Origin of the sequence: Porphyrobacter sp. CACIAM 03H1 (genome assembly GCF_002215495.1) — a bacterium.
In the GTDB taxonomy this organism is placed as follows: domain Bacteria; phylum Pseudomonadota; class Alphaproteobacteria; order Sphingomonadales; family Sphingomonadaceae; genus Erythrobacter.
Genome location: NZ_CP021378.1, coordinates 3,131,565 through 3,152,295 on the forward strand (window position 1 = coordinate 3,131,565; position 20,731 = coordinate 3,152,295).

The 20,731-nt window shown below is 69.0% G+C and carries 10 protein-coding genes; 7 read left to right on the forward strand and 3 right to left on the reverse strand.

From position 1 onward, the window contains the following. Nucleotides 1-168: 168 nt before the first annotated feature. The 3 genes from CBR61_RS14890 to crtD all read right to left on the reverse strand — a co-directional run bounded on the left by CBR61_RS14890 (nucleotide 169) and on the right by crtD (nucleotide 13,810). Entirely contained in the window at nucleotides 169-11,286 is an 11,118-nt protein-coding gene (locus CBR61_RS14890; protein WP_088915084.1) for an autotransporter-associated beta strand repeat-containing protein, read from the reverse strand. Nucleotides 11,287-11,408: 122 nt separating this feature from the next. After that, complete coding sequence (locus CBR61_RS14895; protein ID WP_172835977.1) at nucleotides 11,409-12,128, reverse strand: hydroxyneurosporene dehydrogenase; 720 nt, start codon at nucleotides 12,126-12,128, stop codon at nucleotides 11,409-11,411. 119 nt (nucleotides 12,129-12,247) lie between these two features. Further along, on the reverse strand, nucleotides 12,248-13,810 hold the full coding sequence (gene crtD, locus CBR61_RS14900; RefSeq protein ID WP_088915085.1) for a 1-hydroxycarotenoid 3,4-desaturase CrtD: 1,563 nt from the start codon (nucleotides 13,808-13,810) through the stop codon (nucleotides 12,248-12,250). 94 nt (nucleotides 13,811-13,904) lie between these two features. Here crtD and CBR61_RS14905 point away from each other — a divergent pair, with 94 nt between their 5' ends. The 7 genes from CBR61_RS14905 (at nucleotide 13,905) to pufA (ending at nucleotide 20,663) form a co-directional block, all read left to right on the forward strand. Beyond that, entirely contained in the window at nucleotides 13,905-15,029 is a 1,125-nt protein-coding gene (locus CBR61_RS14905; RefSeq protein ID WP_088915086.1) for a methyltransferase, read from the forward strand. A gap of 128 nt (nucleotides 15,030-15,157) precedes the next feature. Beyond that, complete coding sequence (gene bchC, locus CBR61_RS14910) at nucleotides 15,158-16,105, forward strand: chlorophyll synthesis pathway protein BchC (protein WP_088915087.1); 948 nt, start codon at nucleotides 15,158-15,160, stop codon at nucleotides 16,103-16,105. After that, a complete protein-coding gene (locus CBR61_RS14915; protein WP_420705670.1) occupies nucleotides 16,099-17,094 on the forward strand; it encodes a chlorophyllide a reductase iron protein subunit X in 996 nt (331 codons plus the stop codon). The genes bchC and CBR61_RS14915 overlap by 7 nt, the downstream gene beginning before the upstream one ends. Next, complete coding sequence (gene bchY, locus CBR61_RS14920; RefSeq protein WP_088915088.1) at nucleotides 17,091-18,623, forward strand: chlorophyllide a reductase subunit Y; 1,533 nt, start codon at nucleotides 17,091-17,093, stop codon at nucleotides 18,621-18,623. The genes CBR61_RS14915 and bchY overlap by 4 nt, the downstream gene beginning before the upstream one ends. Next, complete coding sequence (gene bchZ, locus CBR61_RS14925; protein WP_088915089.1) at nucleotides 18,620-20,065, forward strand: chlorophyllide a reductase subunit Z; 1,446 nt, start codon at nucleotides 18,620-18,622, stop codon at nucleotides 20,063-20,065. Before bchY ends, bchZ begins: the two co-directional genes overlap by 4 nt. A 171-nt stretch (nucleotides 20,066-20,236) precedes the next feature. Next, nucleotides 20,237-20,383 carry a light-harvesting antenna LH1, beta subunit gene (gene pufB / locus CBR61_RS14930; RefSeq protein WP_088915090.1) on the forward strand — a complete coding sequence of 49 codons (147 nt, stop codon included), beginning with the start codon at nucleotides 20,237-20,239 and terminating at the stop codon, nucleotides 20,381-20,383. A gap of 91 nt (nucleotides 20,384-20,474) precedes the next feature. Then, the gene (gene pufA / locus CBR61_RS14935) at nucleotides 20,475-20,663 is read left to right on the forward strand and encodes a light-harvesting antenna LH1, alpha subunit (protein ID WP_088915091.1); all 189 of its coding nucleotides are present in this window, start codon (nucleotides 20,475-20,477) and stop codon (nucleotides 20,661-20,663) included. Nucleotides 20,664-20,731 lie beyond the last annotated feature (68 nt).

Sequence of the window (20,731 nt, forward strand, 5' to 3'; positions counted from 1 at the left end):
GAGGGGACGAAGCCGCGCAGCATAATTGGCGCGGAAACTTCACCATCGGGTTAACTACAAGACTTGGGGGGCGCGGCGGCCTCGATGCCGGGGCCGCCGCGCCTGATCCTTCCTCCGCGGCAGCCGACAGGGCAAGGCGGAACCCGCCCTGCCCCTCAATCGGCTGCTTCAGAACCTGACCTGCACCGTCGCGCGTGCACCGTGGTCGGTGATGGTGCTGCCGATCAGACCGTTGTAGCCGGCCGAAATCTCGAGGTTGTCCTCGAGCTTCAGCCTCGCCTCGAGCCGCGCGGCAAGCGCGAACTTGTCGAGCTGCACGCCCTCGATCGCGAAGCCCTGCTGCGGGGCCGCGGCGAGAGCGAGCTGTGCCCGGGGATCGCGGTCGCCCAGCTGTGCACGGCCCGCCAGCGTGCCGAGCACGTCCAGCCGCTTGCCGACCGGCACCATCGCATCGACCCCGGCCGTGACCGAGCCGGTCGAATAACGCTGCCGGGTCATGGCCAGCGCGGCCGCTCCGCCCCTTTCGGTCAGCGCATCCAGCCGGAACGATCCGATCGCCCCGCCCACGAAGGGACGGAACTGGCTCTTGCCGGCGGTCAGCGTGTAGGACAGCTCGGCGAAGGCCTGACGGCCCCTGCCTTCGGTGGTCCCGACATTGTCCTCGGCAAATCCGGGCAGGGCGATGCTGCGGAACGCCCTGAGATCGACCTCGGCAAGATAGCCGCCGACCGTCGCGGTCAGGCCGCCGGTGCTGATCGCGGCGTAGGCCCCGCCGCCCGACTGCTGGACCTCGGCGCTCGATCCGCGCGCGTCGATGGTGACATCGCTCTGGATCCGCAGCCCGAACAGGCCCGCGCGCCAGCTGCCGTTCTCGTTGGCATTGCCGAAGTCGATGCCGGTGGCAAAGCCCATCCGGTCGGCTTCGAAGCGGGCGGCGTTGCCGTCGCCATCGCCGTCGCCCCAGCCGCCGAACAGCTGCGCCCAGGCGCCCGCGCCCTGCCCGGCTTCCGGCGCGCCGCGGGCGGCCATGGCAAGCGTATTGACGCGCCCCAGCACCGCTTCGCGCACGAGCCGCTCCTGCTCCATCCCCACCCCGGCGGCGGTCGCATAGATCTCGCCGGAAAGCTGGTCGAAGGCGCCCGGCAGTTGGGCCGTCGGCAAGGCATAGACGTTGAACAGCGGCTGCGGGTTGTAGCCCGCGGTCACCGCGCCATCGATGCGGTTCACGACCGAACGCTGGTTGGCGGTGAGCGGCGTGCTGCCGACGATGTTCGCCAGCAGGTTGGGCGCCATGCGGAGCCGCGCCTGGGTGGCGGTGTAGACCAGTTCGGGACGGTAGAGGATCCCGAAGCCGGCAAACCCGGTGGCGGCGTTGAAGGTGCCGGTGCGCCCGCCATCGGCCTGGAGCAGCACGATCTCGGAGTTGAAGGCATAGACCCCGCCGAGATTGGTGAAGGCCGCCGTCCCGCCGAGGCTCGCCGCGCCGTTGCTCACGATCGCGTCGGACAGCCCGTTCGCACGGATCTGGAGCTGGAGGGTGCTGCCCGCCTGCAGGTTGACCGCGCCGTTCACCCCGAGCACGCCCGGCCCGTCCGCGCCGTGGGCGATGATGCTGCCGCTGTTCGCGGTGAGCCCGCCGATGGTGCCGCTGCCCGACAGGGTCGCACCCGAGAGCACGGTGACGCGCGAGCCGGCAAGCCCGCCTGTCACGCGCAGCTCGCCCGCGCGCACGAAGGTGCCGCCGGTGAAGCCGTTGCTGTTCCCGGTGAGGGTCAGCAGGCCCGCCCCTGTCTTGTCGAACACGCCGGTCCCGACCAGCGAACCGGCGAAGGTTCCGGCCGAGGTCTGGGCGAATTCGAGGGCAGCGTTGTTCTCGATCAGGCCCTGGAGCGAGACGGTGTTGCCGACCAGCCGGCCCCGGCTGACCAGCGTGCCGCCGCGGTAGGTGTTGGCACCCGTCAGCGTGGTGGTGCCGGTGCCGTCCTGGACGAAGATCCCCGTGCCGCTGATCACGTTGGCGAAGGTGAAGGCGTCGCTCCGGTTGATGACCAGCGCCCCGTTGTTGACGACCGGTCCGGCAATCGCACCGGTCGTTCCGCCATTCCCCAGTTGCAGCACGCCGCCGCTGATGGTCGTTCCGCCGGTGTAGGTGTTGGTCCCGGTCAGGACGAGCCGTCCGGTGCCGACCTTGGTCAGCCCGCCGGTGCCGCTGATCACCCCGCCGAACAGCGTTGCGATCCCGTCGGTCCCGGTGGTCAGCCTCGCATTGCCGAGGATGATCGCCCCCGCGCCGCTGATCGCGCCGACGCGGGTGTCGAACCCGGCGAGGTTGAAGCTGCCGCCCGCGGCCTGCTCGAGGATGGCGATGCCGGTGGTCGCGCCGGTCAGATCGATGCGGCCCGCGTTGACGACATCGCCGTTGAGCACGCCGGCGATCTGCGCGGTGCCGTTGTTGACCAGTCCTCTGCCCAGCGTACCCGTGGACACAAGGCTGCCGTCATTGAAGACGGTGCCGGCAATCACGCCCTGGTTGCGCGCCGATGCGCCCGCCGCGTTGCTCACCTGGCCGAGGATCGTGCCGTTGTTGACCAGAACGGCGTTGTTGACGACGCTGCCGGCGATCACTGCCGCCGACAGGGTGGTGCTGGCGGGCACGGCTGCGCCTGCGGCCGGAGCCGTCAGCACGTCGATGGCCGGAGCGGACAGATCGACGGTCGCCAGAGCGCTCGTCGTCATGGCGCCGTCCCTGCCGAGCGTGACGAGGGCAGGCCCGCCGGACAGCTCGCTCGCACCGGCCGACAGGGCCGGGCGCAAGGCAGCAGCCGCGACCGCAGGGACAACATCCCCGCTGGCGGCTCCGCTCGCCGCGGCAGCCGGAGCCGCAGCCGGGACCGGCACAACCGCCGCTCCGCTGCCGACCACCAGCGTGCCCGCGTTGACGAAGTTCGTGCCGGTATAGGTGTTCACGCCGTCGAGCGTGAAGGTGCCGCTGCCGGTCTTGACCAGCCCGCCGCTCCCCGAGATCACCCCCGCGAAGGTCGAGGAGCTGTTGTCGCCGCCGACGAACAGCGTAGCCGACCCGAGCGCAATCGTGCCGCCCCCTGCGAGGCTGCCGAGGGAACTGCTGAACCCGGACAGGTTCAGACTACCGCCCGCAGCCTGGGTGAAGCGGCCGAGCAGCATGGCACCGCCGATATTGGTGATCCGGCCATTGTTGGTCACCGCCCCGTCGATCTGGCCTGCGAGCTGGACCGAGCCATTGTTGACCAGCCCGCCGATCACCCGCCCTGCGGTGAGGAACGTCCCGTTGTTGGTCACCAGCCCGGCAATCGTCCCGCCATTCGCGAGATCGGCGTTGTTGAGCACCGCGCTCGCCAGCGATCCGCCCGTCTCCACCAGCAGCGTGCCTCCGCTGACGGTGACGAGGCCGGTGAAGGTGTTCGCGCCTGCGAGCGCAAGGGTCTGCGCACCGCGCTTGGTCAAGCCACCGCTGCCCGAGATCACCCCGGCAAAGCGCGTGCTGCCCGCACCGGTATCGACGGTCAGATCGCCGCTGCCGAGCAGAACGGCACCTTCGCCCGACAGCCCGCCCAGAGTCGTGGCGAAGCCGGCCAGATCGAAGCGGCCACCTGCAACCTGCACCAGCCCGGTGATCCCGGTGGTCGTGCCGGTCAGGGTGATGGTGCCGCCGTTGCTCACCGCGCCGCTCACGACGCCGCTGATCTGCGCCGTCGCCCCGCCCGCGTTGACGAGGCCGCCGCCGAGCGTGCCGGTCGAGACCAGCGTGCCGCCGTTGGTCACGAGGCCGCCGATGGTGCCGGTGTTGCTCAGGCTGCCGGTGTTGCCCACGGCTCCCGCGATGGTCCCGGCGTTGGTGAGGGTCGCAGCGTTGCTCGCCCCGCCCGCCAGCGCCGCGCCCGCGCCGATCGCCAGCGTCCCCGCGCTGACCGTGGTGAGGCCGGTGAAGGTGTTCACCCCGCTCAGCGTGAAGATGCCGCTGCCGGTCTTGACCAGCCCGCCGCTGCCCGAGATCACCCCCGCGAAGGTGGTGGAGCTGTCGTCGCCGCCCGTGGTGAGCGTCCCGCTGCCCAGCCGCACCGAACCGTCGCCCGCAAGGCTGCCGATGGTGGTGCTGAAGCCGGCAAGGTCGAACACCCCGCCCGCCACCTGGGTCACGGCCCCGATCCCGGTGGTCGTGCCGGTCAGGGTGATGGTGCCGCCATTGCTCACTGTGCCGGTCACGACGCCGGCGATCTGCGCCGTCGCCCCGCCCGCGTTGACGAGCCCGCCACCGAGCGTGCCGGTCGAGGCGAGGGTGCCGTTGTTGGTCACCAGCCCGCCGATGGTGCCGCTGTTGGCAAGGGTGCCCGCATTGGTCACGCCGCCTGCGATGCTGCCGGTGTTGCTGGCGTTGCCGCCCACGAGGTTGGCCAGCCCGCCGCCGAGCGTGCCGCCGTTGGTCAGCGTGCCGCTGCTGGTCACCAGCCCGGCCACGCTGCCGGTGTTCGAGAACACCGCCGTGTTGGTCACCGCGCCCGCGATGCTGCCCGCGTTGGCGAGGGTCGCGTTGTTGAGGACCGCGCCCGCCAGCGCCCCGCTCGCGCCGATGGCCAGCGTCCCCGCGCTGACCGTGGTGAGGCCGGTGAAGCTGTTCGCCCCGACCAGCGTGAAGGTGCCGCTGCCGGTCTTTACCAGTCCGCCGTTGCCGGAGATCACTCCCGCGAAGGTGGTGGAGCTGTCGTCGCCGCCCGTGGTCAGCGTCCCGCTGCCCAGCCGCACCGATCCTTCGCCCGCAAGGCTGCCGATGGTGGTGCTGAAGCCGGCAAGGTCGAACACCCCTCCGGCCAGTTGTGTCACGGCCCCGATCCCGGTGGTCGTGCCGGTCAGGGTGATGGTGCCGCCATTGCTCACCGCGCCGCTCACGACGCCGGCGATCTGCGCCGTCGCCCCGCCCGCGTTGACGAGGCCGCCGCCGAGCGTGCCGGTCGAGACCAGCGTGCCGCCGTTGGTCACAAGGCCGCCGATGGTGCCGGTGTTGGTCAGGCTGCCGGTGTTGCTCACGGCTCCCGCGATGGTCCCGGCATTGGTCAGGGTCGCAGCGTTGCTCGCCCCGCCCGCCAGCGCTGCGCCCGCGCCGATGGCCAGCGTCCCTGCGCTGACCGTGGTGAGGCCGGTGAAGGTGTTCACCCCGCTCAGCGTGAAGATGCCGCTGCCGGTCTTGACCAGCCCGCCGCTGCCCGAGATCACCCCCGCGAAGGTGGTGGAGCTGTCGTCGCCGCCCGTGGTCAGCGTCCCGCTGCCCAGCCGCACCGAACCCTCGCCCGCAAGGCTGCCCAGTTCGAGGCTGTTGCCCGCAAGGTCGAGCGTGCCGGTGACACTCTGCGTCAGCGCCGCACCGCCCGAGGTCGCGCCCGTGAGCGCGATTGTCCCGCTGTTGTCGACTGCGCCCGCAAGCACGCCGCTGATCCGCGCCGTGGCCCCGCCCGCGTTGACCAGACCGCCGCCCAGCGTGCCGGTCGAGACCAGCGTGCCGTTGTTGGTCACAAGGCCGCCGATGGTGCCGGTGTTCTCCAGCGTAGCACCTCCGATCAGCACGTCGGACGCGAGCGAACCCGTCACCCGCAGGGTTCCGCCCAGCACGCTGGTGAGCCCCGTGAAGGTGCTGGCGCCGGACAGGGTGGTGACGCCTGCCAGCTGGCGCAGCGTCCCCGTGCCGGAGATCGCGGCGGCGAGTTCGAAATCGGCCGCGGCGTGGTTGAAGATGATGCTCGCCGCGCCCGGCCCCATCGCGATGGTGGGCGTGGTCAGCGTGCCCGCTGCGACCGCCGCGCTGCCTTCGGCGGCGCCGAAGATCAGCGTGCCGGTGCCGCGCGCATCGCTGGCGATGGTCATGCTTGCGCCGGACACCGCCCCGCGATCCGAGATCGTCAGCGTCCCGGTGCCGATGTTGCCGAGGGAAATCGAGCCCGAAGCGTCCCATCGGCTTCCAATGCCGGAAACCCGCGCCGTGCCATTCGCCCCAGCGGGCACGCCGATCACGGCGCTGGAAGATGCCACCTGGCCACCGTCGACAATGTCGAGTGTGCCTTCGCCGAAACCGCCGACAAAGAAGGTTGCGGAGGTTGTCCAGCGGCTGCCCGCCCCGCTCACCAGTGCGGAGCCCCGTCCGCCGGCGAGCCGGCCTATGGAGCTGTTGACGGACAAGATCTCGCCGCCGTCCGTCAGCTCCAATCGGCCATTGCCGGCGTCCCCGACGCTGAGGAGTCCCGGCGAGGAGATGCTCTGGATCACCAGGCGGCTTCCGGCGCCCGAAACCGATAGCGTGCCATCCGATCCTGCGTTCAGGCCTGCGACGCCGCCAGCTGCCGTGACGATGCCGCCATCGGAAATCCTCAGGACACCGGTGCCCGAGAAGCCGACTATCAGTGAGCTGCTGTTGTCCCAGCGGCTGCCTGCGCCTGCGACATTCACCGTGCCGACCGAGCCGGCGCTTTCTCCGATCCAGCCCTGCGCATTGCCGACGATGCCGCCGCCGGTGATGTTCAGGGTGCCGGTGCCGGTAGTGCCGACATTGAGATTGCCGGCGAGCGCCATGCCTCCGGTCACGAGCACGCTGCCGCCGTTGACGATCCCCGCACCGACCCCGGCGCGGGCGCCATTGAGCGTGCCCGCAATCGTCCCGCCCGACAGGCGGATCACGCCGCTGGCGCTGGTGCCGACATTGACGGTCGCGCCGGTCGCCAGCGTGCCGCCCGACTGCACGTAATCACCCGTAACCCCGAGCGCGCTGCCGGGGCCGCCGGTGATGCTGCCCGCGGAGAGGTCGACGCTCGCGACGGTGTCGGCGAAGGTGCCCAGCGCCAGCGTGCCGCCGGCGATCTGCACCGCCGAGCCATTGGCGATCACATTGTTCGCGCCAAGCGCCAGCGTGCCGCCCTCGATGCGGGTTGCGCCCGTGTAGGTGTTCGCGCCCGACAGGGTGAGCGTGCCGGTGCCGACCTTGGTCAGACCACCACTGCCGGTGATCGTTCCGCCGAAGGTGCTCGAACTGCTTGTGCCTCCAACCGTAAGGATCGCGCTGCCTAACGTCACCGTCCCGCCGCCGCTCAGGGCGTCGACAGCGGTGTTGAAGCCGAACAGGTTGGTTACGCCGGTCGCACTCTGCGAGAGCGTGGTGATGCCGGTTGTCACACACATGAGCGACACCGTGCCGGCATTGGTGATGACGCCGTTGACGCTCCCGCGCACGTTCGCCCTCGCACCTGCCGTATTGGTCAGTCCGGCGGCTAGCGTTCCCGTCGAGCTCAGCGTGCCCGCGTTGGTGACCAGACCCGCGATGGTGCCGGCATTGCCGAAGCCGGCGTTGTTCTGGACCGCGCCGGCGAGCGACTCTGCTGCACCGATGATCAGGGAACCGCCGTTGATCGTGGTCAGGCCGGTGTAGCTCTGCGCGCCCGAAAGCGAGAAGGCCGAGGGGCCGTTCTTTATGAGGCTTCCCGTGCCGGTGATTGTGCCATCGAAGGTGTTGCTGGGAAAACCGGTGCCGGTAATGGTCAGCGTCGCGCTCCCCAGCGCCAGCGTTCCGCCTGAGCCTGCGAGGCTCTGGATCGTCGTGTCAAAACCGTTGAGGTTGAAGGTTCCCCCATTCTGGCTGACATCGGCGATGCCGGTGGTGGTGCCGGTCAGGGTGATGCTGCCCGCGTTGATGACAGTCCCGATCAGCTGGCCCGACACAAAGGCGCTGCCCGTGGCATTGTTGGCCAGGCCTCGGCCCAGCACGCCGGTAGAGCCCAGCACGCCGGAGTTGACGACGAAGCCCGAAATCGTGCCGGCGTTGGTCAGGTTGGCACTGTTGATCACACCCGATGCGAGCGATCCCCCCGCGAGGATCTGCAAGGTACCGGCCGCGACCGTGGTCGATCCGGTGTAGGTGTTCGCGCCCGACAGCGTCAGCGTGCCCGCGCCCAGCTTCGTCAGCGTGCCGCTGCCGCTGATGACGTTCGCAACGGTGATGTCGTTTGCACGGTTGAACACCAGCGCGCCGTCGTTCAGCACATTCCCGCCGCCCAGCGTTCCGCTCGTCCCGCCATTGCCGATCTGCAGCGTGCCGCCGACGACGCTGGTGTTGCCCGCATAGGTGTTGGCACCCGTCAGCGTGAGGGTCCCCGGACCGGTCTTGGTCAGCGATCCCGCGCCCGAGATCCCGACGGCGATCGTCGCACCGCTGCCGGCGGTCGTCTCGATCCCGGTCGGCCCGGCAAGGGCCAGGCCCGAGCCCGCGCTGGCTCCGGCGATGACGTAGCCATTGGTCTGGAAGCGAAGACCCGAAGGGGACAGCACGGTGTCGGCTGCGATGGTGACGGTGCCGCCGGTGGCGCCGCCGAAAATCGCCAGCGCGCCATTGCCCGCCCACGGTCCGCTGACCGTGCCGGTGGCATTGCTGAAATTGCTGCTCGTGAGGTCCCACGTCCCGCTGCCGCCGACGATCGCGCCGGTCGGGGCGAGGGTCGAGCCGTTCCAGTGCACCTGATCGGCAGCGCCTGCGACATTCATCAGCACCGTGTTGGCACCGAGCGCGAGGCTTCCGGCGAACCCGCCGCCGAGCGGGTTGAGGGTCAGATTGCCGAGCAGCCCGCTCTGGGAACCGAACTCGAACAGGGTATATTGCCCGGCACCGAAACCGACGCCGCGCACGATGCTGATGCTGCCGCCGTTCAGCGCCAGATTGCCCGTCACGCGGATGAGATCGTTGTTCGGCCCTCCGGCAACGCCCGCCTGCGCCAGTTCGAAGATCGTGTTCGATCCCGCATTCAGCGTCAGCGTGCCGATGGTGATGGTGCCCGGGCTCTGCCCGGCGGCGAGCGTGCCGCCGCTGTTCACATTCACGCTGCCGGCGATGGTGCCGGTGCCTCCGAGCGTCCCGCCGCTGCCGACGACCACGGCCGCGCCCGCATTGCCCATCGTGCCGTTGACCAGCACCGTGCCGCCGTTGATGATCAGCCCGCCGACGAAATCGTTGACGTCGCCGTTGATCGACAGCGTGCCGCCCTGCACCTTGCTCAGCACGCCATTGCCGGAAAGGTTGCCGAGCAGGGTAAGATCGGCCGTGCCGCCGATGGTGTTGCCGATGCCGGTGGCGGCGATGTTGTTGCCGATCGTCAGCGCGCCGCCGCTGGTGTTGCGCAGCCCGGCGGTGCTCTCCAGAACGACCGAACCGGTGCCGAAGGCGTTGGCATGGCCGATCTGGACCAGCGCCTGACCAAAGCTCATACCGCCGCTCAGGGTGTTGTTGCCGTTGAGGGTGAGCGTGCCTGCGCCCACGAATGTCATTCTGCCGGTGCCGGAGATCACCCCGTTCAGCGTGGCACTGGTGCCCGCACTGTCGTATAGTCCGGTAAAGGCGTTCACCCCTGCCGTGTCGCCCACCAGATCGACAATGGTGTTGCCCAGCAGCTCGATCCGGTTGCCCAGCGTGATCGGCCCTGCACTGACACCCGGGGTGGTTTCGATGCCGAGCTGCAGCGTGCCGCCCAGCGTGGTGAGCAGCCCGGTTCCCAGCGCGGTGTTGCTGCCGACGACGAGGTTGCCCGCGCTCAGCAGCGTTCCGAGGGCGTAGCTGTTGTCGCCGGTCAGCGTCAGCGTGCCGCTGCCGGTCTGGAACACCCGGCCGGTGCCGCTGATCGTGTTGGCGACCGTGATGGCGTCTGCACTGTTGAAGGTGAGCAGGCTGTTGTTCACCACATTGCCGCTGCCCAGCCTGCCGCCGGTGCCGATGACGAGGGTGCCGTCGTTGATCGTGGTAGTGCCGGTGTAGGTGTTGGCGCCGGTCAGCGTCAGAACGCCCGCGCCCTGCTTCGTCAGCGTCCCTGTGCCGCTGATGATGTTGCCGACCGTCAGGTCGTTCGAGCGGTTGAACACCAGCGCAGCGTTATTGACGACGTTGCCCGTGCACAGCGAGCCGGTGGTTCCCCCGTTGCCGATCTGAAGCGTGCCGCCGCTGATCGTGGTGGTGCCCACCGCGCTGTTCGCGCCGGTCAGCGTGAAGGTGCCGGTCCCGACCTTGGTGATGCTGCCGTTGCCGCTGACATTTCCGGACAGCGTCGTCGATGCGTTGTTGCCCCCGGTCGTGAGCGTGCCGTTCGAGCTCAATCGGAGCGCGCCCGCACCGGAGAGTGATCCGATCGTTTCCGATCCGACGACAAACAGGCGGGTGCCAGCAGCCATGCTGATAGCCACCGAGTCCGCCACGGCCGCCCCGAACTCGAGGAGCAGGTCGCCCCCGTTGACCGTGACCGGACCGGTGAAGGTGTTGTTGCCGATCAGCTCGAGAAGGCCGTTACCCTCTTGGATTATTCCGCCGGTGCCCGAGATCGCACCGGTCATGCGGATCGTGGAATTACCGGCTCCCTCGCTGACGACTGTCAGCGTGGAACTGCCCAGCTGGAAACCGCCGATGCTGTTGAGGAAGGTGCGATCGGTAAAGGTGATGGTGGCGTTTGCTGCCAGCGAAACCACGTTATTGAAAACCGCGGTGTCGAACGTGGGAGAGCCGCTGTAGGTGAAGCGCAGCGCACCGATCCCGCCGTTTCCGGTACCGCTGATGGTCAGCGCGTCCCCGATGCCCACTCCCGCGCCGTTGAACTCCAGCGTCGCGCCGCTGTTGACCGTCGTGCCGCCCGCCGCAGTCCCGAGCGCGCCGGAATTCGTGATCGTCAACGTGCCCGCCGACACGGTGGTCAGGCCCGAGTAGGTGTTGGCCGCTGTCAGCCGCAGGTTGCCCGCGCCGATCTTCTCCAGCGGCCGCGCCCCCCCGATTTCCGAGATCACGCCCGATTGGGTCGCGCTTCCCGAGAGAACCTGGAGCTGCGTGGTGCTGGAGTTGAGGACGATCGGCGTCGCCATGTTCACGCCGTTGGCATAGTCGATCACCGAACCCGTGGTGCGGATCACCCCGGTCGCGCCGCCCGCCGCGCCGTTGCTCGCCAGACGCAGCGTGCCGCCGGCGACCGTGATGCCGCCGGTGAAGGTGTTGGTTCCCGACAGGGCCAGGGTCCCGCCATCGATCTGGACCGACCCTTGCGAGAGGTTGCCGGTGAGGGTGAGCGTGCCGCCCCCGCGCTTCGTCAGGCTGCCCGAGCCGGAGATGAGGTTGCCGAACGTCGCGTCGTTCGAGCGGTTGAACACCAGTGCAGCGTTGTTGACGATGTTGCCCGTGCCCAGCGAGCCGGTGGTTCCCCCGTTGCCGATCTGGAGCGTGTTAGAGGAAGTAGGGATATCCCAACTCACTCCAGTTGTGCCCTGCCGGCTTTACTTCCAACCTGCCATTCTATGAAGAATTGAAGGCCGGTATCTTCGACCAGAGTTGACCGACACTGCCTCGCGTCGGACTTTGCATTGGGCGCTCCCGCCTAACCCTTGCGCCGCGGCATCCGGTAGGGGAGCATGAACTGCACCAGCGGCGAGGCGAAGCGGCGCATGTCGAGGCTTTCCTGCACCGCCACCACCTCCTCGCCCAGAAAGCGCGAGGCGAGCTCGCTGCGGGCGTAGAAGGGGGTGTCCTCCCAGGTCCGGCGCACCTCGGCGACGCCGATGTCGGAGCGGGTGCGACGGGCGATGCCCCACTTGCTGTCGGGGAGCGCCGCGATGGGCGGCAACTCGACCGGCTCGGGCACGCCCCTGGCATCGAACCGCAGCGCGCTCGCGAACAGCGAACCGTCTCCGCGTTCGCCCTCGTAGCATACCAGCGCGCCTTCCGTCAGATGCGCGCGCGACCAGTGCCACGTGTTGAAGCCGGTCTCGAGCGGCTCGGCCCCCCGGTTGTGGTCGAGATAGGCGCGGCCCTGCCACCTGAGCGCCGGGGCGGTCATCTCGACCTCGATCCGCGCGCAGGGGGCAAGGCAGTGCCAGATGTGGCTCTCCGCCCCGTCGAGCGCGAAGGCGGTGCGGTTGAGCATCTCGGGCCACACCCGCACCGTGCCGCGCACCGGACGCTGCCACGGCACGAACAGCCGCGTGTCGCCTTCGACGATGTCGATGGTCAGCGCCCCGCCCTCCCAGCGCACGTTGCTGGGGCCGATGGCGAGGGTGCTGGCATCGCGCGCAACCGTATCGCGCCGCCGCTCGGTCATCGCCCAACGCGCCTGCGGGCCGTAGAGCGCGACGTTGAGCGAACAGTGATCCAGCGGGTCGCTCCGACCGCTCTTCTTGTAATAGGGCGAGAAGACGCTGCCCAGGAAGGCGATGATCGTCAGCCCGTGCTGCCCGTCGTCGCTGATCGCGTCGACATACCACCAGCTGTAGCCGCCCGCGGGGATGTCCTCGTCGAAGCGAGGTCCTTCGCGATCACCCGCGCGGCCAGCTGCCCGGACAAGGCTGCCATGGGCACCCCAGCCGCCGGATGGGTCGCCCCGCCCGTGCAGTACAGCCCGGGAAGGCGCGTCTTCGGCCCCTGCCGCTGGAAGGAGGCCGCCCAGCCGTGCGACGCTCTGCCATAGAGGGCGCCGCCCGTGGCCGGGAAGAGGTGCTCCCAGTCCTGCGGGGTCATGAGCCGATGCGGCAGCGGGTCTTCCAGTTGCAGGCCGCAGCGTTTCAGCGTGGCGATCATGGCCCGTGTGCATCGCTCTCTCTCCTCGGGTGTGTAGGTGTGGACGTCTCCGTCGGCAGGGGCGTTGACGATGATCTGGAGCCGCTCGCGGCCCTGCGGCGCGGGCGCGCCAAGCTGGGCGTCGCGGTCGATGGCGCAGACATAGACCGTGGGCTCGGACGGCGTGCCGCCCGCGGCGATCTCGCGGAACTCGCGCGGGTAGTCGCGCGAGAAGAAGACGTTGTGGTGGGTCAGCTCGAAGCCGCGCGTCTCGGCATGGGCATACCACACCAGCGCCGAGAGCGAGCGCTTGGCCTGCGGGATCGCGGGCACCGCGCGCGCCGCCGCCTCGCCGAAGCGCCCGGTGGCGAGCGCGCCGGGATCGCCGTTGCAGATGACGATGTCGGCGGGGATCACCTCGCCCGATGCAAGGCGCACCCCGCTGGCGCGTCCTTGCGCCGTGAGGATCTCGGCCACCGGCGCGCCGGTGCGCACCCGCGCGCCCTGCCGCTCGGCAAGGCCCGCGAGCGCCTTTGCCAGCGCATGGATGCCGCCCTCGATCAGCCACACCCCGCGCGCCTCGAGATGGGCGATGAGCATCAGCGTCGCGGGCGCGGCGAAGGGCGAGGAGCCGCAATAGGTTGCATAGCGCCCGAACAATTGCCGAAGGCGCGGGTCGGCGAAGTGCTCTCCGAGCGCGGTCCACATCCCGTCGAAGGGGCGCATCGCCAGCGCGTCGCCGATCCGCCACGGCCCGATCCGCCACATCATCGGCAAGGGCGTCGAGGCCTTGTCTCCGCGCAGGAAGGGTTCCTCCAGCACGCCGAAGATCCGGGCGGCCTCGGCGGCGAAGGCGCGGTAGCCCCGCGCGGCATCCTCCCCGGCGAAGGCGGCCACGGCCGCGGCGCTCGCTTCGGGGTCGGCGAAAAGATCGAGATGGCCGCCATCGTCCCACGCATGGCGGGCGATCACCTCGGCGCGGCGGGCGGTGACATGGTCATCAAGCTGCGCCCCGCAGGCGGCGAAGACCTCGTCGAACACGGCGCGGTAGGTGAAGACCGTCGGCCCGCCGTCGATTGCGGCGCCATCGACCTCGACCCGGCGTGCCTTGCCGCCGACCCAGGCTTCCTTCTCGAGCACGATGACATCGGCGCCGCGCGCGGCGAGCAGGGCGGCGCTGGTGAGGCCGCCGATCCCGGCTCCGATCACGGCGACTCGCGCGTGCACCTGTCCTCGCTCCGTCAACAACCGCGATTATCATTGACCTTACGCGCCTACATGTCCAATCTTTTAGACATATGGCCCGTGAAGCACCCCGACAGTGAGCCGCTGGGCCGCCTTCAAGCTCGGTTACGTGGCCCGCCGCAACCGGCTGTTCTCGAGCGCCGGATTCCAGCACTGGGCCGCCCGCTTGCCGCTGATCCGGTGGATCGCGCGCAGCCGCGCCAATGGCGCCTTCGACCTGCTGGCAGGCTTTGCCTACTCGCAAGTCCTGCGCGCCTATGTCGAAGGCGGGCTGTTCGACGTGCTGACGGACGGCCCGCTGTCCGCCGCCGATGTCGCCGCAAGGATGGACCTGTCGGAGAGCGCCGCGCTCACCCTACTGCGCGCGGGCCGCCCGCTGATGCTGTCCGAGGAGCCGGTGCCGGACCACTGGATGCTGGGAGAGCAAGGCGCTGTTTTCGCGACCAATCCCGGCGTGCAGGCGATGGTGCGCCATCACCGCCTGCTCTATGCCGACCTTGCCGATCCGCTCGCCCTGCTGCGCGCGGACAGGGCCGAGCCCACGGCGCTCTCGCGCTTCTGGACCTATGCCGGGGCGCTTCAGGGCGTGACCGAAAGGGGCGAGGACACGGCGGAATATTCGGCATTGATGGCCGCCTCGCAGCACTTCGTGGCCGAGGAGGTGCTGGCTGCGGTCACCTTCCGCGACGTCGAGCGGCTGCTCGATGTCGGCGGCGGACACGGCGCCTTCCTCCGGCAGATCGGCGCGGCCTGGCCGCAGCTGAAGCTCGGCCTGTTCGATCTTCCGGAGGTCGCCGCGACCGGGGCCGCGGTGCTGGGCGAGGCGCTCGGCCCACACCGCGTCACCGCGCACCCCGGGAATTTCTTCAGCGATTCCATACCGCAAGGCTACGACATGGTGTCGCTCATCCGGATCCTCCACGATCACGACGATGCGCCCGCGCAGAGCCTGCTTGCCAATATCCGCGCCAGCCTCGCCTCCGGCGCGCGGCTGCTGATCGCCGAGCCGATGGCGCGCATCCCCGGCGCCGAACCGATGGGCGAGGCCTTTTTCGGCCTCTACCTCTGGGCGATGGGCTCGGGGCGCCCGCGCAGCCCGGCCGAGATCATCGCCATGTGCCGCCAGGCCGGCTTTGCCCGCGCTCGCCTCGTCGCGACCGCGCAACCGGTCAACGCAAGCGTGATCATCGCCACCGCCTGAGCATAATTTGTCCAAGTTGTTTGACAGTCGGGAACGTAAGGCGTAGCACACAGTTGGGAGAACGTAGCTGCGGGGTTTTCGACTCGGCGTTCGCGCCTCGAATTGACCCCTCAGGGAGGACCGAGGACATGAACACGCTGGCCGTCATTCTCGAAGCACCGGAGCGCCTCGCTCTCCGGTCGCTCGAAATGAAGCCGGTGGAAGCCTCGGACGTTCTCGTCGAGATCGCCTGGAGCGGCATCAGCACCGGCACCGAAAAGCTCCTCTTCACCGGACGCATGCCGCCCTTCCCGGGGCTCGGCTATCCGCTGGTGCCGGGCTATGAATCGGTCGGCCGCATCGTCGAGACCGGGCCCGATGCCCGCTCACGGCTGGGCGACTGGGTCTTCGTGCCCGGGGCCAATTGCTACACCGATGCGCGCGGCCTCTTCGGCGGCACGGCGCGGCGGGTGATCGTGCCCTCGGCCCGGGCGCTGCCCATTCCCGAACACCTCGGCGAGGCCGGCGTGCTCTGCGCGCTCGCCGCGACCGCGCTCCACGCGATCAAGGGCGGCTTTGCCCGGCGCGAGTCGTTGCCCGACCTGATCGTCGGGCACGGCGTGCTCGGCCGCCTGCTCGCCCGTCTGACGCTCGCCCTGGGCGGCGCGGCGCCGACGGTGTGGGAAACCAATCCCGCCCGCCGCAATGGCGCGGCCGGCTACACCGTCATCGACCCCGCCGCCGACGAGCGGCGCGATTATCACGCGATCTACGACGCCAGCGGGGATGCCGGCCTGATCGACGATCTCGTCATGCGCCTTTCCAAGGGCGGAGAGATCGTGCTCGCGGGCTTCTATTCCGAACGCGTCAGCTTCGCCTTCCCGGCCGCCTTCATGCGCGAGGCGCATTTCCGTGTCGCCGCCGAATGGCAGCCGGGCGACCTCGCCGAAACGCGGGCGCTGATCGAATGCGGCAGGCTCGACCTCAAGGGTCTCGTCACCAACCGGCGCCCTGCCGGAGAGGCGCTCGACGCCTACCCCCAAGCCTTCAGCGATCCCGATTGCCTGAAGATGGTCCTCGATTGGAGCGAATGCTGATGTCCGTGCTTGATACCCAGGCCGCCCACCTTCGCGAAGAGGCAAGCCACGAGCCCGATCCGGTCCACACCGGCGAGGTGAAGAGCGAGACGCAGATCATCGCGATCTACGGCAAGGGCGGCTCGGGCAAGAGCTTCGCGCTCGCCAATCTCAGCTACATGATGGCCCAGCAGGGCAAGCGCGTGCTGCTGATCGGCTGCGATCCCAAGTCCGACACCACCAGCCTGCTGTTCGGCGGCAAGGCCACCCCTTCGATCATCGAGACCTCCTCGAAGAAGAAGCTCGCGGGCGAGGAAGTGCGCATCGAGGATGTGTGCTTCCAGCGCGACGGCGTCTTCGCGATGGAGCTCGGCGGCCCCGAGGTCGGCCGCGGCTGCGGCGGGCGCGGCATCATCCACGGCTTCGAAACGCTCGAAAAGCTGGGCTTCCACGACTGGGGCTTCGATTACGTCCTGCTCGACTTTCTGGGTGACGTGGTGTGCGGCGGCTTCGGCCTGCCGATCGCGCGCGACATGTGCCAGAAGGTGATCGTGGTCGGATCGAACGACCTGCAATCGCTCTACGTGGCGAACAACGTATGCCAGGCGGTCGAATACTTCCGCAAGATGGGCGGCAACGTCGGCGTGGCGGGCATGATCGTCAACAAGGACGACGGTACGGGCGAGGCCCATGCCTTCGCCAAGACCGTGGGCATCCCGGTGCTCACTGCGATCCCCGCCAACGAGGACATCCGCCGCAAGAGCGCCAATTACCAGATCATCGGCTATCCCGGCGGCGAATGGGGCAGCCTGTTCGAGGAGCTGGCGGAAAATGTCGCCAGCGCTCCGCCGCTGCGCCCCACCCCGCTCGATCAGGACGGCCTTCTGGGCCTGTTCAGCGCCGATGTCGTCGGCGGCAATGTCGAACTCGTCCCCGCCACCCAGGCCGACATGCGCGGCGGGGTGTTCGAAACCCGCCCCAGCCTCGAAGTGATCTACGACGAGGCATGAGCGACCACAGCGCCTTTGACGCGGAACGCACCCCTGACCGGATCGCCCTGGATCCCGGCGCGGAGGCGGGCGGCTGCGCCTCGAAGGACACAATGCGCGAGGCCGCGCGCGCCGCGGGCAAGAGCGAGATCCTCGATCAATATGCCGCCGACTATCCGGTCGGCCCCCACGACCAACCCCAATCCATGTGCCCCGCGTTCGGGTCACTCCGGGTGGGCCTGAGAATGCGGCGCACTGCGACCGTGCTCTCGGGCTCGGCCTGCTGCGTCTATGGCCTGACCTTCACCTCGCACTTCTACGGCGCGCGGCGGACGGTCGGCTATGTGCCCTTCTCCTCGGAAACGCTCGTCACCGGCAAGCTGTTCGAGGACATCAAGGAAGCCGTCGAAGGGATGGCCGATCCCGATCTCTACGATGCGATCGTGGTCACCAACCTGTGCGTGCCGACCGCGAGCGGCGTGCCCTTGAGGCTGCTGAAGAAGCAGATCAAGGGGGTGCGGATCATCGGCATCGACGTGCCCGGCTTCGGCATCCCCACTCACGCCGAGGCGAAGGACGTCCTCGCCGGCGCGATGCTCCAATATGCGCGCGAGGAAGTCATGGCCGGCCCCGTCGCGGCCCCGCGCGAGCGTGCCGACCGGCCGAGCGTGGCGCTGCTGGGCGAGATGTTCCCGGCCGATCCGGTGGTGATCGGGCAGATGCTCGCGCCCCTCGGCCTTGCCGCCGGCCCCGTGGTCCCGACCCGCGAATGGCGCGAGCTCTATGCCGCATTGGATTGCGCGGTCGTCGCCGCGATCCACCCCTTCTACACCGCCTCGATCCGCGAATTCGAAGCCGCGGGTCGCCCGGTGATCGGCTCGGCCCCGGTCGGCGCGGACGGCACCGCCGCCTGGCTGCAATCGCTGGGCGATGTCATGGGCCTGCCGCAAGCGCAGGTCGACGGCGTCAAGAACGCGATGATCGGCGCCTGCAAGGGCGCTCTTGCGAACATGCCGATCAAGGGCCGCATCACGGTATCGGGCTATGAGGGCTCGGAGCTGCTGGTCGCCCGCCTGCTGGTCGAGAGTGGCGCGGATGTGCGCTATGTCGGCTCCGCCTGCCCGCGCACGAAGTGGTCGGATGCCGACCGCGAATGGCTCGAAGCGCGCGGCGTGCAGGTGCAGTTCCGCGCAAGCCTCGAACAGGATATCGCGGCGGTCGAGGAATATCGCCCCGACCTCGCCATCGGCACCACCCCGGTGGTGCAGCACGCCAAGGCGAAGGCCATCCCGGCGCTCTACTTCACCAACCTCATCTCGGCGCGTCCGCTGATGGGCCCGGCTGGGGCAGGCAGCCTCGCCACGGTGATCAACGCCGCGATGGGCAACAAGGCGCGTTTCGACGCGATGCGCGACTTCTTCGAGGGCGTCGGCACCGAGCACGCCGCGGGTGTGTGGGAAGACGTGCCGGTCGACCGGCCCAAGTTCCGCAAGAAGTATGCCGCCCTCAACGAGGCCGCGCGCAAGGCATCGGAGGCGATCGGCACATGACGCTCGTCCTCGACCATGACCGCGCCGGCGGCTACTGGGGCGCCACCTACGTCTTCACCGCGGTGAAGGGGCTGCAGGTCATCATCGACGGCCCGGTGGGCTGCGAGAACCTGCCCGTCACCTCGGTGCTGCACTACACCGATGCCCTGCCGCCGCACGAGCTGCCGATCGTCGTCACCGGCCTCGCCGAGGAGGAGCTCGGCAAGACCGGCACAGAAGGCGCGATGAAGCGGGCGTGGAAGACGCTCGATCCGGAGCTGCCCTGCGTGGTCGTCACCGGCTCGATCGCCGAGATGATCGGCGGCGGCGTCACGCCCGAGGGCACCAACATCAAGCGCTTCCTGCCGCGCACCATCGACGAGGACCAGTGGCAGTCGGCCGACCGCGCGCTGACCTGGCTGTGGACGGAGTTCGGCCCCAAGAAGATGCCCGCCCGGCGCGAGCGGCGCGAGGGCGAGAAGCCGGTCGTCAACATCATCGGCCCGTCCTACGGCATGTTCAACATGCCCTCCGATCTTGCCGAAATCCGGCGTCTGGTCGAAGGCATCGGCGCGGAAGTCGGCGTGGTCTTCCCGCTCGGCACCCATCTGGCCGACATCGCCAAGCTCGCCGCGGCGGACGCGAATGTCTGCATGTACCGCGAGTTCGGCCGCAACCTGTGCGAGACGCTCGAGCGGCCCTATTTCCAGGCGCCGGTCGGCCTGTCGCAGACCACCAAGTTCCTGCGGGCGCTCGCCGCCGAGCTCGGCCTCGACCCCGAGCCCTTCATCGAGCGCGAGAAGCACACCACCATCAAGCCGCTGTGGGACCTGTGGCGCTCGGTCACGCAGGATTTCTTCGGCACCGCGAGCTTCGGCATCGTCGCCAACGAGACCTACGCGCGCGGCATCCGCCACTTCCTCGAGGACGACATGGGCCTGCCCTGCGCCTTCGCCTTCTCCCGCTGTGCGGGCGTGAAGCCGAAGAACGAGGACGTGCGCGCCGCGATCCGCGCCAACCCGCCGCTGGTGGTGTTCGGCAGCTACAACGAGCGGATGTACATGGCCGAGTGCGGGGCGCGCGGGATGTACATCCCGGCGAGCTTCCCCGGCGCCGCGATCCGCCGCCACACCGGCACGCCCTTCATGGGCTATTCCGGCGCGACATACCTGGTGCAGGAAGTGTGCAATGCGCTGTTCGACGCGCTGTTCCACATCCTCCCGCTCGGGACCGAGATGGACAAGGTCGACGCGACGCCCGCCCGGGTGGAAGCTCCCTTGATCTGGGACAAGGCCGCCAAGGCGCGGCTCGATACACTCGTCGAAGCCCAGCCGGTGCTGATCCGCATTTCCGCCGCCAAGCGCCTGCGCGATGCGGCGGAGCGGACCGCGCGCCAGCGGGGAACCGAAACGGTCACGGCAGACTGCCTCGAAGAGGCGCTGCTGGAAGGAGCGGGAGCATGATGACGATGCACGCCCGCCACACGCCTTTGTCGCTGCTGCGGAGCATCACCGCCGCAGCGCCAGCCCATGCCCCCCTTACGGGGGCTCTCCAATCCACGTGGGGGATCACGCGGGGATGCCGACGGGGGCCTTCGGGCTTCCATTCACACCCAACTGAACGGAGACAACCCAATGAATGAACGCATCGGGACTCACCTGACCCCTGAAGAGGCTCAGGAAATCCACAAGGGCTTCATGGGCACTTTCACCATCTACGTGGTGATCGCGCTTGTCGCCCATGCGCTGCTCTGGGCCAACAAGCCCTGGCTGCCGCTCTGATCCAAGACCGGCTGTTCGGCTGAACGCCACCGGCTTGCCGGTCCGCTTTCGGTCGGAACCGTGATCCGAAAAATCTGAAAGGAACTTCACCATGTGGAGACTCTGGTTCTACTTCGACATCCGCCGCACCCTCGTGGCGCTGCACGTTGGTCTCGCCGTCCTGGCGTTCACCATCCACTTCATCCTGCTCAGCACCGAACGCTACAACTGGCTCGAAGACGCCAGCGCTGCGCCGGCCCAGGCGGCTATCGAATCGTCGGAAGCTCCGGCGGCGGGATAGTTCGTCTCGAAAATGTGAGGGGGCAGGTTCGCCTGCCTGCCTCCTAACACTCGTCGACAACCTATAGC